14 protein-coding genes and 2 pseudogenes are annotated in these 14,470 nt (G+C 73.9%); 6 read left to right on the top strand and 10 right to left on the bottom strand.

Annotation, left to right across the window (positions count from 1 at the left end):
* Positions 1-35 precede the first annotated feature (35 nt).
* Entirely contained in the window at positions 36-521 is a 486-nt protein-coding gene (locus B042_RS0117850; RefSeq protein WP_028649462.1) for a DoxX family protein, read from the top strand.
* Here the strand turns inward: B042_RS0117850 and B042_RS0117845 are convergent.
* Entirely contained in the window at positions 490-1,089 is a 600-nt protein-coding gene (locus B042_RS0117845) for a histidine phosphatase family protein (protein WP_028649461.1), read from the bottom strand. The two genes, B042_RS0117850 and B042_RS0117845, sit on opposite strands and share 32 nt — an antisense overlap.
* Before the next feature lie 144 nt (positions 1,090-1,233).
* Between B042_RS0117845 and B042_RS0117840 the strand changes: the two genes are divergently transcribed.
* Positions 1,234-2,415, top strand: coding sequence for a hypothetical protein (locus tag B042_RS0117840; RefSeq protein WP_028649460.1), 1,182 nt, complete (start codon positions 1,234-1,236; stop codon positions 2,413-2,415).
* A gap of 57 nt (positions 2,416-2,472) precedes the next feature.
* Here the strand turns inward: B042_RS0117840 and B042_RS0117835 are convergent, their stop codons facing one another.
* The 3 genes and pseudogenes from B042_RS0117835 to B042_RS0117825 form a co-directional block, all read right to left on the bottom strand.
* Positions 2,473-2,859 (bottom strand): hypothetical protein, encoded by a 387-nt coding sequence (locus B042_RS0117835; RefSeq protein ID WP_028649459.1) that lies wholly within the window; start codon positions 2,857-2,859, stop codon positions 2,473-2,475.
* Between the two features lie 202 nt (positions 2,860-3,061).
* Positions 3,062-3,419: pseudogene (locus tag B042_RS26715) on the bottom strand (DUF1330 domain-containing protein); the annotation flags it as partial.
* 180 nt (positions 3,420-3,599) lie between these two features.
* Positions 3,600-4,478 carry a formate/nitrite transporter family protein gene (locus B042_RS0117825; RefSeq protein ID WP_028649457.1) on the bottom strand — a complete coding sequence of 293 codons (879 nt, stop codon included), beginning with the start codon at positions 4,476-4,478 and terminating at the stop codon, positions 3,600-3,602.
* Positions 4,479-4,812: 334 nt separating this feature from the next.
* Between B042_RS0117825 and B042_RS0117815 the strand changes: the two genes are divergently transcribed.
* Positions 4,813-6,174 (top strand): DUF2786 domain-containing protein, encoded by a 1,362-nt coding sequence (locus B042_RS0117815; RefSeq protein ID WP_155989194.1) that lies wholly within the window; start codon positions 4,813-4,815, stop codon positions 6,172-6,174.
* A 61-nt stretch (positions 6,175-6,235) separates the two neighbouring features.
* Here the strand turns inward: B042_RS0117815 and B042_RS0117810 are convergent, their stop codons facing one another.
* Positions 6,236-6,577 (bottom strand): hypothetical protein, encoded by a 342-nt coding sequence (locus B042_RS0117810; protein ID WP_155989193.1) that lies wholly within the window; start codon positions 6,575-6,577, stop codon positions 6,236-6,238.
* 211 nt (positions 6,578-6,788) lie between these two features.
* On the opposite strand from B042_RS0117810, the gene B042_RS0117805 reads away from it, so the two are divergent.
* The gene (locus B042_RS0117805) at positions 6,789-8,171 is read left to right on the top strand and encodes an AMP-binding protein (protein ID WP_028649455.1); all 1,383 of its coding nucleotides are present in this window, start codon (positions 6,789-6,791) and stop codon (positions 8,169-8,171) included.
* Between the two features lie 2 nt (positions 8,172-8,173).
* Here the strand turns inward: B042_RS0117805 and B042_RS24520 are convergent, their stop codons facing one another.
* From B042_RS24520 to B042_RS0117790, 3 genes are all read right to left on the bottom strand, one after another.
* A complete protein-coding gene (locus B042_RS24520; protein WP_155989191.1) occupies positions 8,174-8,893 on the bottom strand; it encodes a hypothetical protein in 720 nt (239 codons plus the stop codon).
* Between the two features lie 85 nt (positions 8,894-8,978).
* Complete coding sequence (locus tag B042_RS0117795) at positions 8,979-9,401, bottom strand: YchJ family protein (RefSeq protein WP_028649454.1); 423 nt, start codon at positions 9,399-9,401, stop codon at positions 8,979-8,981.
* Between the two features lie 52 nt (positions 9,402-9,453).
* Positions 9,454-9,771: a nucleotide pyrophosphohydrolase gene (locus B042_RS0117790; RefSeq protein WP_036555536.1), complete on the bottom strand. Its 318-nt coding sequence runs from the start codon at positions 9,769-9,771 to the stop codon at positions 9,454-9,456.
* Positions 9,772-9,854: 83 nt separating this feature from the next.
* Between B042_RS0117790 and B042_RS0117785 the strand changes: the two genes are divergently transcribed.
* A complete protein-coding gene (locus B042_RS0117785) occupies positions 9,855-10,145 on the top strand; it encodes a SelT/SelW/SelH family protein (protein WP_028649452.1) in 291 nt (96 codons plus the stop codon).
* 208 nt (positions 10,146-10,353) lie between these two features.
* Positions 10,354-13,728, top strand: coding sequence for a pyruvate carboxylase (locus B042_RS0117780; RefSeq protein ID WP_028649451.1), 3,375 nt, complete (start codon positions 10,354-10,356; stop codon positions 13,726-13,728).
* A 51-nt stretch (positions 13,729-13,779) separates the two neighbouring features.
* Here the strand turns inward: B042_RS0117780 and B042_RS0117775 are convergent, their stop codons facing one another.
* Positions 13,780-14,139, bottom strand: a complete 360-nt coding sequence (locus B042_RS0117775; RefSeq protein WP_028649450.1) for an MmcQ/YjbR family DNA-binding protein — start codon at positions 14,137-14,139, stop codon at positions 13,780-13,782.
* A gap of 80 nt (positions 14,140-14,219) precedes the next feature.
* Positions 14,220-14,470: pseudogene (locus B042_RS26245) on the bottom strand (hypothetical protein); the annotation flags it as partial.

Below are 14,470 nucleotides of genomic sequence, written 5' to 3'. Positions count from 1 at the left end.
CTGGTCTTGCCAGTGGAAAGTTCGAAAGGGGCGCCGTGGAACCGCTCATCACCCTCGCCACCGTCACCCTCCTGCTGCGCGCGGCGGGAGCCCTGGGCGTGCGCGCGCTGCGCGCGTGGCCCGTCGCGCTGCGCGGCGGGCTCGCGGCGATGTTCGCCGTCACCGGAACGGTGCACTTCGTCGGCATGCGCGAGGAACTCGTCGCGATGGTCCCGCCCGCGCTCCCCGCACCGGGCCTGCTGGTCACCGCCACCGGGGTCCTGGAACTGGCCGGGGCCGCCGGCCTGCTGTGGCCGCGCACCGCCCGCTGGGCCGCTGCGGGGCTGGCCGCTCTACTCGTGGCGATGCTGCCCGCCAACGTGCACCTGGCCCTGACCGGTACGGACCTGGCCCCGCACCAGGAACTGCTGCCCCGCACCGCGATGCAGGTGCTCTTCCTGGCGGCGGCGGCCACGGTCGCCCTGACGGCCCCGCGCCGACGGCGGAGCGCTACACCCGGCCCCGCTGGTTCCAGGAGGTGACGACCGGGCGCCCGTGTTCGTGACCGAGCGTGCCCACCCCGCCGGTGTCCAGGCGCAGCAGCGCACCGTCGGCCGGCTCCAGGCCGAGCCAGCGGGCCGCGAGCACACGCAGGACGTGGCCGTGCGCCACCAGCACGACGTCGGGGGCGTCGCCGCCCAGGAAGAGCGAGACGGTAGCCAGGACCCGGTCGACGCGCTCACCGACCTGCTGCGCGTCCTCACCCGGGTGCCCGGCGTCCCCCTCAGGCACGCCGTCGGTCCACAGGTCCCAGTCCGGCCGCTCCCCGTGCACGTCGGCGGTGGTGACCCCCTCGTAGGCACCGTAGTCCCACTCCATGAGGTCGGGGTCGGTGACGGCACCCGCCAGCCCCGCCAGTTCGGCCGTACGCACGGCGCGGCGCAGCGGGCTGGTCACCACCAGGTCGATGTCGCGCCCGACGAGGAGGGGGCGCAGCGCCTCGGCCTGGCGCTCCCCCTCCGCGGTCAGTGGCAGGTCGGTACGTCCGGTGTGCCTGCGCTCACGGCTCCACTCGGTCTGCCCGTGCCTGATCAGCACCAGTTCGCTCATGGCACCGATCCTGCCCCACCCTCGGTGCGGACGCACTGTCACCCCACGAGTACGGCCCTGCCGGGAACGGCCCCGTGCGCCGAAACGGGACGGATTCCGTGAAAGCGGGACGGACGACGGGGGATCGTCGCTAGTCTCCTGCACATGACGCAACGCACCGTAGCCACTGACGCGCGGGGCTCGGCGCCCGAACAGGCCTCGCAGCCCCGGTTCCACAAGCCCAACGAGGATCTGGCCGCGGCAATGGAGTGTGAGCGCTGCGCCGAAATGGGCATCAGCACCCCTCCCGGATGGGCCGACCGCAGAAAGCTCGCCAACAGCCGCGAGCGCAAGCGCAAGGACCGGGAGTACCTGCGTCGGCGCCGGGAGGGACCCAAACTCAAGCCCAACCGCCCCCCGTCCCACCTCAACGGGCACCAGGCCTCGCTCCTGCACCGGGTGTGGGCGTACCTGGCCGAGCGGCCCGTGGGCAGGGACCCCGACAGCCGCCTGCTCGCGCTCACCTGCGCCCTGCGCGGCGCGGTCAAGGGGCACGCCAACCTCACCGGACAGGACCTGCGGTCCCTGCGGCTGGAGGACCCCCGATCCGCGCTGACCGCCCTCACCTCCTCGGGCTGGCTGGACACCACACCCGAGGCGGTGATCGACTCGGACTCCCAGAACGTGGCCCGGTGCGGCCTGCCCGACCTGGAGGGCAACCCGTGGGACACCAGCAACGGGATCCGTTCGCGGGCCTCGGGCTGGGTCTCGCGCGGACTGTCGCACAAGAAGTTCCGCAAGAAGCCCAACCGGCTCCGGTTGACGGGAGTGTACCTGGCGGCGCGGGCGGACACCCGGGGGGAGATCTCCGTCCCGGTCGAGGGGGTCGTGTCGGCGTGCGCGCTGACCGGCGGCGCCGACGAGGTGGCCGAACTGGTGGCGTGGCTGGTCCGGCTCGACTGGATCGAGGAGCCCGCCGCAGGCGCCGCCGAGGTACGCACGCGTCTGACGGAGCTGACCGGGCCGATGTCCCTGGCCCCGTTCCCGCCCCGGACGCCGCCCAGGGACGCCCCTGCCACCACCGACCCGGACCTGCCCGTGGGCGAGCGCGCCGACGCCCTGCTCTCGGGCCGGGAGGCGGAGGTCGCCCGGTGGGTGGCGGACTACCGATGCGAGCACGGCCACGGTCCGAGCTGGTCGGCCCTGTCGGCGCACTTCGGCTGGCCCGCCCGGCAGGCACCGGACCACGAGGTCTCCCAGGAGGTCTTCGCGCGGCTCCGGGAAGGCGGGTGGCTGGTGGGGATGGGCGTGCCGTTCGGGCTGCGCCCCGGGCCGACCGCGTCCTGACCCGGGGTCCGGCGACGGGGCCGCTCCCCGTCGCCTGCGTCCCGGCGGGGGCCGCCGTCAGAGGGGGCCGGTCCGCCCTCCGGCCGGGGCCTGGTCCGCCGCGTTCGCCTTGGCCGTGCCGACGGCCAGGCACACGGCCAGGGCGATGTACCCGGCGGTGGCCAGGGCCCAGGCCAGACCGGAGAAGACGTCGGTGAGCAGGGCTGCGGCGGTGAGGGCTCCAGCGCTGTATCCGGCCCGCACGGCGGTCGCCAGCCAGGAGGCCGCGGCCAGGTGCCCGGCGCGCCAGGCCGGGGCGGTCCGGGCCGCGGTGCGCGTCCCCGGGCCGGCCAGGGCACCGCGTTCGAGTCCGCCTCCGACGGTGGAGACCCTGAGGCGGTGCACCGCCACCGAGGCGATGACCAGCCCGACGGCCGAAGCGAGGAGTCCGATCGTTTCCAGCATGTGCGCCTCCTTGCGCAGAGGTCCGCATGAGGGACACCTCTGGGACGCGAGTCGGGCACCGCCGGATCCGCCCTACCCGGTTGCGGACGGATACGTGCCCCAGTGCTCAGTGTCCGCAAAGCCGGAGGCCGTCCCGACCGGCACACGTGGCTGACCGGGACGGCCTCGAAGCCGGAAACGCGGTGGTCAGCAGTCGCGGCGCGCCCCCAGGGATCGTCGGCTGGAGCACCGCTTCGGCGAGGGACTGGGAGCGCAGGTGCGTGACCTTCTGGTACTCGGGGTCGGCGGCCATCTGTCTGAACGCCTCCCGGTTGGGGTACTGGACCACGAGCACCGCGTCCCAGGCCTGCCCCCTCGGCGACCAAGGCGGTCTGGCCGTCACCGGCGCAGAGGAGCTCGCCGCCGTACTTCTTGGGGAAGGGGGCGGTGCGGCGGGAGTACGCCTCATAGGAGGGGCGGCCGCCGGGTGCGAAGCGCAGCAGGTTGAGCATGGCGAAGGGGCCGCCGGGGTCGTCGGCCAGCAGTCGGGCGAGCGCGGATCCTTCGGGGTCGACCGCCATGGCTGATCTCCTTGCCGTGGTCCGGGTGCGGCGCACCCCCAGGCGACCAACTAGTCGGTATGCATTCCGCGCCACTATCGCCTGCACCCGCCCCGGTCTGCGACCCCGCCCGTGTCCTGCGGGGCGGGCCGAGAGCAGGGGCCCCGGGGACACGGGCGGACGTCGGAGCGGAGTCGGCCCTCACTTGGCGGCGGGGACCGCACTCCTACCCTCGGTCCTCGGCTCTCCGGTCGGCGCGGTCGCGTCGGCCGGGGCGACGGGGGCGGCCTTGGTACGTGCGTGCGTCACGTACAGCATCAGGCCGACGAACAGCAGTCCGCCGACGAGGTTGCCGGCCACGGTGGGCAGTTCGTTCCACAGCAGGTAGTCGGCGACCGAGAAGTCGCCGCCGAGCAGCAGACCGGCCGGGAACAGGAACATGTTCACGATGGAGTGCTCAAAGCCCATGTAGAAGAAGAGCATCACCGGCATCCACATGGCGATCACCTTGCCGCCCACCGACGTGGAGACCATCGCGCCCACGACGCCGGTGGAGACCATCCAGTTGCACAGCACGCCGCGGATGAACAGGGTGAGCATGCCCGAGGCACCGAACTCCGCGTAGCCCACGGTCCGCGCCTCGCCGATCGTGCCGAGCCGCTGGCCGACCTCGTCGGGGTCGGTGGCGAAGCCCGTGGTGACGATGATCGCCATGAAGACGGCGACCGTGAACGCCCCGGCGAAGTTTCCGACGAACACCAGCCCCCAGTTGCGCAGCAGTCCGGCGAGACGGACGCCGGGCCTGCGGTCGATGAGGGCCAGCGGGGCCAGGGTGAAGACACCGGTGAGCAGGTCGTAGCCGAGCAGGGAGAGCATGCAGAAGCCGACCGGGAACAGGAGGGCACCCAGCAGGGCGCTGCCGGTCTGCACGGTGACCGTGACGGCGAACGCGGCGCCCATGGCGAGGATGGCGCCCGCCATGAAGGAGCGGATCAGGGTGTCGCGGGTGGACAGCTTGATCTTCGCTTCGCCTGCGTCGACCATCTTCCTGGTGAACTCGGGCGGGGTCAGGTAGGACATGCCTTCCCTTCGGTCTGCGGGTGTCCTCCGGGCGCTGTTGCCGAGGAGCAGGGGTTCCCGGTGAGTGTGTTGTGAACGGATTGCACCATCATGCCCGGCCCGTGGCGGACGCGTTACCCTATGCTCGCAGAAACAACGAATTCACGGTGAGCCTGGCGGTGTTCGCTGAGCACCCGGCTTTTCGGATGGCACCCCGCGTTTTGGGTGGGTCATACAGGGGTTTCGGGTGGCCCCCGCGCCGCGGACGCGGCGGCGCACGGACGCAGGTTTTCCACCGGCCTGTCACGGTTCCCGGATTTTCCTGCCATTCTTGGTCATCAACGGAACGGCCGGGGTGAATGGGAATCGCGCGCTCATGGGCAAGGACGACGGCGGACGGCGAGGCGCCGAGGAGAGGCGGAACAGGCGGCGGCTCAGGCGCTGGGCCCGGCATCCCGGGGACGGGGCCTCCGTGCCCGCACCGCCCGGCCTCACGGAGCACGCCCGCCGTCTGGTCTCCCACGCCGTGGACGCCCTGCGACGCGGTGACGGCGTCCGTGTGGAGGCCACCCTGGCCGAGCTGTGCGAACCCGGTGCGCCCGGGTGGGGGCGTGCGGTCGGCCTCACCCTGTTCGGTGCGTTGGAGCGGCGGGTCCGCACCGCCTGGGAGCGCGGATGGCAGCCCGCCGAGTGCGTGCGCATGGTGGTCCGTGAACTGGACCGCACCGCCGGGGCACTGGCGGCGGACATGGTCGCGGCGGAGCAGCGGCGCTATCCACGGGCCCGGATCGCCCCCGAGTGGTCGCGCCAACTGCGTGAGCTGGGCACCCGGCCGTGGTGGGGAGACGACGCCGACCACCCGCACCTGTTCGCTGATCGGCACGGGCTCGACCGCGGAGCGGTGGTCCTCCTGGCCCTGCGGGTGGCGGTGGTCCTGGAGGGCCTGCCGGAGCTTCGGCGGCTGTGTCCCCTGCCGGGCGAGGGTGCCCCGGTGCGGATCGACGACCGTTCGGACCCGGTCAAGCTGGCGCGGATCCGCGGTCTGCTGGCCAAGGCCGAAGCCACCGAGTTCCCCGAGGAGGCCGAGGCGCTGACGGGCCGCGCCCAGGAGATGATGGCCCGGCACCGGATCGACTACGCGGCGCTGTCAGCCGCACCGGTCGGAGACGGGGAGGAGGTCGTGGGCCGCCGGATCCCGGTGGAGGAGCCCTACGAGGCCCACCGGGCCGCCCTGCTCAACGTGGTCGCCCGGGCCAACCGCTGCAAGGTGCTCTGGCACCAGGACCTGGGGATGTGCACCGTCATGGGGCAGGCCCACGACGTCCACGCGACCGGGGCGCTGTTCGCGTCGCTGCTGGTCCAGGCGACCACCGCGATGCGCCTGGCCGGCCCCGTCCGGGACGGGCAGGGGCGTTCGGCCACCCGGGCCTTCCGGTCGGCCTTCCTGGCGGCTTTCGCCGACCGCGTCGGGGAACGGCTGGCCGAGGCCGCGCGCGTCGGCGAGGAGGAAGCCGTGCGCGCCCGTGCCGGGGAGGGCCGGGACCTGGCCGCGGTGGTGGAGCGGCATGCACGGCGGGTGGCGGAGGCCTTCCGCTCGGCCTTCCCCGGGGCGGAGCGGGCGGCCGCGGCGCAGCCGTCGCACCCCCTGGGCCTGAACGCCGGACGGGACGCCGCGGACGCGGCCTCCCTGGAGGTGCGAGAGGCACTCTCCCCGTGAGGGGAGGTCGTTCCCGGGCGACGGTGGGCCCGTCCCCCGCCCGGGAACGCTCCCCGTCCGGTCAGCGCGCAAGGCTGACCAGAGGTTCCTCTGGCCGGTGTCCCGGTCCGGGTCGGCGCACAGTCCGCAGTCGCCGCCGACGAACTGCCACCCGGTCGCCCCTGAGCGGCCAGTGCGGCCAGGCGGGACCCGCCTGGCCGCACTGGCCGCCGTCGGCCTCCTCGAAGGTGCCGTGGTGGCCGGTGTCGAGGCGGCCCGTGGTGAAGACGGGCAGAGCGGAGGGCAGGTCGTCCCGGTCGTTCGGGGCGTTCCCGTGGGCGATGTCGCTGGGACCACCGGTGAAGGGGGCGATCGGGGCGTGCAGGCGGTCCGCGCGGACGCGGAGGACCCGCAAGATTCGCATCTATTGGTACGCGGTAAACGCGCTCTGGAGTCGCCGCTCCCCTGAACGGAAGACGGCATCGGGGCCGGAACCCGGGTGAGGTGGTCGTGCCCGGGCCCCCACCGCTCCGGGAGGCCCGGGCACGCCTCAGCGCTCGGAGCCGCCACACGGATCGACCGCTGCCCTGTGGTGTACTGGCTCGCGATCGGTCGGAGCGACGGACGGGGGCTGCATGCTCTGGGACACCGGTGCGGGCGAGGGACGCACAGTACGCATCGGGAACGAGGGGATCGGCCACGGGGAGCTGCGCGCGGCCGCGGCCGCCGTCGCCGCGCGGATCGCCGGGGCCGACGCCGTCGCCGTACACGGGGAGGCCTCGCTGTCGACGGTGGTCGCGGTCGCCGGCGGTCTGCTGGCCGGTGTCCCGGTGGTGCCGGTCCCCTCCGACTCCGGTGCGGCCGAGCGCCGCCACATCGTGCGCGACTCCGGCGCCCGCCTGTGGCTGGGGCCGCCGCGCCCGGGCACCGATCTGCCCGCCGTCCCGGTCGACCCCGCCGAACGCTCCCCGCGGGGCCTGCCCGAACCTCCGAGCGGGGCCGCGGCGCTGATCATGTACACGTCGGGGACGACCGGTCCCCCCAAAGGGGTGGTCGTGTCGCGCGCGGCTGTGGCCGCCGACCTGGACGCGCTCGCGGACGCCTGGGGGTGGACCGCCGCCGACACCCTGGTGCACGGCCTACCGCTGTTCCACGTCCACGGACTGGTCCTGGGCGTGCTGGGCGCGCTGCGCACCGGCTGCTCCCTGGTACACACGGTCCGCCCCACCCCGGCGGCCTACGCCGCGGCTGCGGAGGCCGGCGGCACCCTGTTCTTCGGCGTACCGACCGTGTGGTCGCGCGTCGTCCGGGACAGGGGCGCCGCGCGGGCCCTGGCCGGGGCGCGGCTGCTGGTGTCGGGCAGCGCACCCCTGCCCGCCCCCGTGGCGGAGGGCCTGGCGGCCCTGAGCGGCCAGAGCCCGGTGGAACGCTACGGGATGACCGAGACGCTGATCACCACGGCGGCGCGCGCCGACGCACCGCGCCTGACCGGCTGGGTGGGCCCCGCGCTGCCGGGCGTGCGCACACGGCTGCGCGGCGAGGACGGCGCCCCCGTGGACGAGGACGGGGAGAGCATCGGCGAGCTGCAGGTGCGCGGCACCACGCTGTTCGACGGGTACCTGGGACTGCCCGAGGCCACGGCCGCGGCGTGGACCGGCGACGGCTGGTTCCGTACGGGCGACGCCGCCGTCGTGGACGCGCGGGGGCGGCACCGGATCGTGGGGCGGATGTCGGTCGACATGATCAAGACCGGCGGATACCGGGTGGGTGCGGGCGAGGTCGAGGCGGCGCTGCTGGGCCACCCGGCGGTACGGGAGGCCGCGGTGGTGGGTGAGGCCGACGACGACCTGGGCCAGCGCATTGTCGCCTACCTGGTGGGCGAGGGCATCGAGGCGGCCGACGTCGCCGACTTCGTGGCCGGGAGCCTGTCGGTGCACAAGCGGCCGCGCGAGGTGCGGGTGGTGGAGTCCCTGCCGCGCAACGCCATGGGCAAGGTCCAGAAGAAGCTGCTGGGGTGAGTTCACCGCCACACGGCGTGGACGAACTCGGCGGCGTGGCGGGCGCCCTGTTCGGGCGAGGCCCCGGTCAGGGCGGCGCGGAACCGGCTGACGTCGGTGGGGACGCCGCTCCCCCCGGGTCTGGGGACGAGCAGGGTGTCGGGCCCCTGGAAGGAGACGTCGGCCCCGCGGACGGCGAAGGCGAACACGAGCATGCGCACCGCCTCGTCGGGGGTCAGGGGCGCGGGGCCGTCCCCGGGGCCACCGGGGTCCCCCGGTGCCCCGTTCACGGCGGAGGGCCCGGCCGTCCCCGCCCGGCCGAGGCGGGTGCGGAGCCAGGCCGGTACGCACTGGTCCGCTCTGGGGAAGCGCTCCAGTTCGCGCGCGTAGTCGGCCGGGGCGGGGAGGGCGGCGTGCTCGGGTTCGACGCTGTGGTCGTAGTCCACGTCGTACCTGCCGGTGCGCTGCACCGTGAAGTCCATCGACATCCAGGTGCCTCGGCCCGGGCGGTAGCACACCCGCTTCAGGCCGGCGGCGGCCGTCTCGACGCCGCCGGGGACGGGGAAGCGGTGAACCCTCCCGTCCGGGCCCTGAACGTCCAGGGTGTGCTCGGAGAAGGCTCCGACGATCCTGGCCGTGTACACGAGGTGGCTCCAGCTCCGCGGGGCCGCCCCTACCAGGATCCGGCCCAGCATCTGGAGGAGGTCGTCTTTTTCCTGCGGACCGTGGGGTCGGGGGGTCATGTGTGCTCCGCCTGACGTTGGTAGGGTCACCTTTTGTTACCCCCTCACCGCACGGAACGGAAGGGGGAAAACCACCTGATACGGGTCAGTAGTGCGATCCGTCCAGATAGACCCACGCGCCGCCGCGGCGCACGAAGCGGCTCTCCTCCCGCAGCTCCCCCTCGGCCGCACCCTCCCGGTAGCGGGCGCGGAAGGCCACGGTGCCCCCGTTGTGGAAAGGGGTTCCTTCCGTGGTGGAGACGATCTCCAGGCCGGTCCACACGGTGCGGGGGTCGGCGGCGACCCGCGGCGGCCGGGTGTCGGGGTGCCAGGTGCGCGCCAGGTAGGCGGCGTCCCCGACGGCGAACGCACTGTAGCGCGAGCGCATCAGCTCCTCGGCGGTGGCGGCGTTGGCGGCCCCCGTGTGCAGGCGCCCGCAGCAGTCGGCGTAGGTCGCCTCCCGTCCGCAGGGGCAGGGCGCGGAGGCGTCGGGGCGCGCCGGGCGGGTGCGTGGTCTGCTCTTGGCCATGGGACCATGGTCCCAAGCCGGGGCTCCTGCCGCGACCCCGCGGCGGCCGCGGTCAGCGCGGCGCGGGGAAGCGGTGCTCGTTGATCGCCGTCTTCTCCCGGACCGCAGCGTCCAGGTCCACGCCCAGTACGCCGGCTAGGCGCAGCAGGTAGCAGAACACGTCCGCCATCTCCAGACGGACCGCCTCGGCCCGCTCCGGGTCGTCCATGACACGGCCGGACTCCTCCTCGGTGAGCCACTGGAACTCGGCCACGAGTTCCCCGGCCTCCCCCGCCAGCGCCATCGCCAGGTTCTTGGGCGTGTGCGCGGGGCCCCAGTCCCGGGCCTCGGCGAAGTCCTCCAGCAGCTTCTGCAGCGATGCGATGCTCATGGGACCAGGTGTACCACCGTGGTGAGGCAGGACACGCACCGCGCCCGCGACCACCGCGGGACCGGCGTGCCATCCTGGAACGCATGGTGGACGACAAGCCCCGGCTGGAGATCGAGTACTGCGTCCGGTGCAGGTGGCTGCCCCGGGCGACCTGGATGGCGCAGGAACTGCTGACCACGTTCGAACAGGACCTGGGCGAGGTCGCGCTGGTGCCCGGCACCGGTGGGGTGTTCGAGGTGCGCCTGGACGGTGAGAGCGTGTGGTCGCGCGAGAGCGACGCCGCCTTCACCGACGCCGCCGAGCTCAAACGCCTGGTGCGGGACCGGATCGCCCCGGACCGGCCCCTGGGCCACTCCGAGCGGAAGAAGCCCTGACCACGGCCGGACCGAAGGCCCGGTACGGGCCGCCGACACACCGGCGCGGCGCGATCGGGTCCGACAGGGGTCCCGCACCACCCCGGTACCCACCGTGCCGCACCCGTGCGGTTATCGTTCCCGGGACCGTGTGCGCAGGGCACCAGGAGACCGGCGACGGCGCCGCTGGACCCACGCACAGCGGACGACGCATCAGGAGGCGACCGGCATGTTCCAGAAGATCCTCGTGGCCAACCGCGGGGAGATCGCGATCCGCGCGCTGCGCGCGGGCCACGAGCTGCGCGCTCGTACCGTCGCGGTGTTCCCGCACGAGGACCGCAACTCCCTGCACCGGCTCAAGGCCGACGAGGCCTACCAGATCGGCGAACCGGGCCACCCGGTGCGCGCCTACCTGTCGGTGGACGAGATCGTGCGCACCGCCCGAGAGGCCGGCGCGGACGCCGTCTACCCCGGGTACGGCTTCCTGTCGGAGAACCCGGACCTGGCCAAGGCCTGCCGCGAGGCCGGGCTCACCTTCGTCGGCCCGCCCGCCGAGGTGCTGGAGCTGACCGGCAACAAGGCCCGCGCGGTGGCCGCGGCCCGCGAGGCCGGGGTGCCCGTGCTGGAGTCGAGCGCCCCCTCCACCGACCTCGGCGAGCTCGTCGCCGCCTCCGAGCGGGTGGGCTTCCCTCTGTTCGTCAAGGCGGTGGCGGGCGGCGGCGGGCGCGGTATGCGCCGGGTGGACACCCGCGAGGACCTGCGCGAGGCGGTGGAGGCCGCCATGCGCGAGGCCGGGGCCGCCTTCGACGACCCCACGGTGTTCCTGGAGAAGGCCGTGGTGGAGCCGCGCCACATCGAGGTGCAGGTACTCGCCGACGGCGGGGGCGGGGTCGTCCACCTCTACGAGCGCGACTGCTCGGTGCAGCGCCGCCACCAGAAGGTGGTGGAGCTGGCACCCGCCCCGAACCTGGACCCGGCACTGCGCGAACGGATGTGCGCCGACGCGGTGCGCCTGGCCGAGCACATCGGCTACCGCAACGCCGGGACGGTGGAGTTCCTGGTGGACCGGGACGGAAACCACGTCTTCATCGAGATGAACCCCCGCATCCAGGTGGAGCACACGGTGACCGAGGAGGTCACCAACGTCGACCTGGTACAGGCGCAGATGCGCATCGCCTCCGGTGAGACCCTCGCCGACCTGGGCCTGTCCCAGGAGACCATCAGCGTGCGCGGCGCGGCGCTCCAGTGCCGGATCACCACCGAGGACCCCGCCAACGGCTTCCGACCCGACACGGGCACGATCAGCGCCTACCGCTCCCCCGGCGGTTCGGGCATCCGCCTGGACGGCGGGACGGCCGCCGCCGGGACCGAGGTGAGCGCCTACTTCGACTCGCTGCTGGTGAAGCTGACCTGCCGGGGACGCGACCTGGAGACGGCCATCGGCCGGGCCCGGCGCGCGGTGGCCGAGTTCCGTATCCGCGGCATCGCCACCAACATCCCCTTCCTCCAGGCGGTGCTGGAGGACACCGACTTCCAGCAGGGCCGGGTGACGACGTCCTTCATCGAGGAGCGCCCCGAACTGCTGACGGCGCGCCCCTCGGCCGACCGCGGCACGCGCCTGCTCACCTACCTGGCCGACGTGACGGTGAACAAGCCGCACGGGCAGCGCCCGCACCTGATCGACCCGGTCGCCAAGCTGCCCGCGGTCCCCGACGGCGTGCCCCCGGCCGGTTCCAAGCAGCGTCTGGACGAGCTGGGCCCGGAGGGGTTCGCGCGGTGGCTGCGCTCCTCCGACCGCCTCGCGGTCACCGACACGACCTTCCGCGACGCCCACCAGTCACTGCTGGCCACACGGGTGCGCACCAGGGACCTGCTGGCGGTCGCCCCGGCGGTGGCGCACACGCTGCCCGACCTGCTGTCGCTGGAGTGCTGGGGCGGCGCCACCTACGACGTGGCGCTGCGGTTCCTGGCCGAGGACCCGTGGGAGCGGCTGGCGGCGCTGCGCGCGGCGGCGCCCAACATCTGCCTCCAGATGCTGCTGCGCGGGCGCAACACGGTGGGCTACACGCCCTACCCGAAGGAGGTGACGTCGGCGTTCGTGGAGGAGGCCGCCGCCACCGGCGTGGACGTGTTCCGCATCTTCGACGCGCTCAACGACGTGGAGCAGATGCGCCCGGCGATCGACGCGGTGCGCGAGACCGGCACGGGCGTGGCCGAGGTGGCGCTGTGCTACACCTCCGACCTGTCCGACCCGGCGGAGAAGCTGTACACGCTGGACTACTACCTGAAGCTGGCCGAGCGCATCGTCGAGGCGGGCGCGCACGTGCTGGCGGTCAAGGACATGGCGGGGCTGCTGCGCGCCCCGGCCGCCGCGACGCTGGTGAGCGCGCTGCGCCGCGAGTTCGACCTGCCGGTGCACATCCACACCCACGACACGGCCGGCGGCCAGTTGGCCACCTACCTGGCGTCGGTGAACGCCGGCGCCGACGCCGTGGACGGGGCGGTGGCCTCGATGGCGGGCACCACCTCGCAGCCGTCGCTGTCGGCGATCGTGGCAGCCTTCGACCACTCCGAGCACTCCACGGGGCTGGACCTGGACGCGGTCAACGCCCTGGAGCCGTACTGGGAGGCGGTCCGGCGGGTGTACGCGCCCTTCGAGGCGGGGCTGTCGTCGCCGACCGGGCGCGTGTACCACCACGAGATCCCCGGCGGCCAGCTGTCGAACCTGCGCACGCAGGCGACCGCCCTGGGGCTGGGCGACCGGTTCGAGGACATCGAGGCGATGTACGCCGCGGCCGACCGGATGCTGGGCCGCCTGGTGAAGGTCACCCCGTCGTCGAAGGTGGTGGGCGACCTGGCCCTGCACCTGGTGGGGGCCGGGGTCTCCCCCGCCGACTTCGAGGCCGACCCGGGCCGCTTCGACGTGCCCGACTCGGTGATCGGGTTCCTGCGCGGTGAGCTGGGCGTGCCCCCGGGCGCGTGGCCCGAGCCGTTCCGCACCCGGGCCCTGGAGGGCCGCGGCGAGGCCAAGCCGGTGCAGGAGCTGAGCGAGGAGGACCACACGGGGCTGGCCAAGGAGCGGCGCGCCACGCTGAACCGGCTGCTGTTCCCCGCTCCGACCAAGGAGTTCCTGGAGCACCGGGCGGACTTCAGCGACACCAGCGTGCTCTCCAGCGCGGACTTCTTCTACGGTCTGCGCGAGGGCGAGGAGCACGTGGTGGACCTGGAGCCGGGCGTGCGGCTGCTCATCGGCCTGGAGGCGGTCAGCGAGGCCGACGAGCGGGGCATGCGCACGGTGATGACCACGCTCAACGACCAGCTGCGCCCGCTCCAGATCCGGGACCGGTCCCTGGCCTCGGAGGTGCGCGAGGCGGAGAAGGCCGACCGCGACAACCCGCGCCACGTGGCCGCGCCGTTCGCCGGCGTGGTGACGCTGGTGGTGGGCGAGGGCGAGAAGGTGGAGGCCGGTGCGACGGTCGCCACGATCGAGGCGATGAAGATGGAGGCCTCGATCACCGCGTCCGTGTCCGGGACTGTCTCCCGGCTGGCGGTCGGCGCCGTCCAGCGCGTGGAGGGCGGAGACCTGCTGCTCTGCCTGTCCTGACCTGGGAGAGAGCGGCCCCGCACCCGGACCGGGTGCGGGGCCGCCGCGTGTTCAGGCCCCGGCCAGTGCGACGGGGGTGGGCGCGGCGGCGCGCAGTTCCTCGGGCGCGGTCAGGTACCAGGCCTCCAGGGTGAGCTCACTGAGCTCGTCCAGGCCGATCCCGTCGAGGTGGACGACCACCCAGCCGAACCCGCCCGCGGTGAACTGCACCTCGAACACCTCGGGGCGCTCGGCCACGAGCGCGGCCTGTTCCAGCAGGGTCTGCTTCAGCCCGACGGTGGCGGTGCGCGGCCACAGGTAGCCGAACGGCCGGTCGGCCACACGGAAGGTGGTGTAGCTGTCGGAGTCCCGGTGTGCGCACCCCGGCAGCGCCCGCGCCAGCCGGGAGAAACGCTCGATCTCAACGCCCATGGGAGCAGGTAACCACACGCCGCGGACCGGTGGGGCCGCGCCGGCCCCCGAGCGGGCGCGGCCGGTCTATGGGCGCTCGGCTACAGCACCGCCGTGGACAGGTGGTGGGCCAGCGCCCCCACACCCGAGGCCATGGCGTAGGCGGCCACCAGCCGCGCCAGCCCCGGCCCCCGCCGGGGCCTGCGGTGGCGAGCCAGACGGCGGCCGGACGTGCGGTGCCCGTCGCGCGGACGCCGCGAACGCCGACGCGGCAGCGGCGGCTTCGGCGGCAGGGGTGCCGGCCGGGCCGGGCCGTCGTCGGGTGCCTCACGCGGACGCGGGACCGGAAGCG

The organism is Nocardiopsis sp. CNT312 (genome assembly GCF_000515115.1).
GTDB lineage: Bacteria > Actinomycetota > Actinomycetes > Streptosporangiales > Streptosporangiaceae > Nocardiopsis.
The sequence above is the reverse complement of the archived record's forward strand: the minus strand, read 5'-3'. Positions and strand labels throughout refer to the sequence as shown.

Excerpts from the sequence above, each read along its gene's own strand:
- B042_RS0117845 (WP_028649461.1), bottom strand. The coding sequence starts at position 1,089 with ATGAGCGAACTGGTGCTGATCAGGCACGGGCAGACCGAGTGGAGCCGT.
- B042_RS0117840 (WP_028649460.1), top strand. The coding sequence starts at position 1,234 with ATGACGCAACGCACCGTAGCCACTGACGCGCGGGGCTCGGCGCCCGAA.
- B042_RS0117835 (WP_028649459.1), bottom strand. The coding sequence starts at position 2,859 with ATGCTGGAAACGATCGGACTCCTCGCTTCGGCCGTCGGGCTGGTCATC.
- B042_RS0117825 (WP_028649457.1), bottom strand. The coding sequence starts at position 4,478 with ATGTCCTACCTGACCCCGCCCGAGTTCACCAGGAAGATGGTCGACGCA.
- B042_RS0117810 (WP_155989193.1), bottom strand. The coding sequence starts at position 6,577 with ATGCGAATCTTGCGGGTCCTCCGCGTCCGCGCGGACCGCCTGCACGCC.
- B042_RS0117805 (WP_028649455.1), top strand. The coding sequence starts at position 6,789 with ATGCTCTGGGACACCGGTGCGGGCGAGGGACGCACAGTACGCATCGGG.
- B042_RS24520 (WP_155989191.1), bottom strand. The coding sequence starts at position 8,893 with ATGACCCCCCGACCCCACGGTCCGCAGGAAAAAGACGACCTCCTCCAG.
- B042_RS0117795 (WP_028649454.1), bottom strand. The coding sequence starts at position 9,401 with ATGGCCAAGAGCAGACCACGCACCCGCCCGGCGCGCCCCGACGCCTCC.
- B042_RS0117790 (WP_036555536.1), bottom strand. The coding sequence starts at position 9,771 with ATGAGCATCGCATCGCTGCAGAAGCTGCTGGAGGACTTCGCCGAGGCC.
- B042_RS0117785 (WP_028649452.1), top strand. The coding sequence starts at position 9,855 with ATGGTGGACGACAAGCCCCGGCTGGAGATCGAGTACTGCGTCCGGTGC.
- B042_RS0117780 (WP_028649451.1), top strand. The coding sequence starts at position 10,354 with ATGTTCCAGAAGATCCTCGTGGCCAACCGCGGGGAGATCGCGATCCGC.
- B042_RS0117775 (WP_028649450.1), bottom strand. The coding sequence starts at position 14,139 with ATGGGCGTTGAGATCGAGCGTTTCTCCCGGCTGGCGCGGGCGCTGCCG.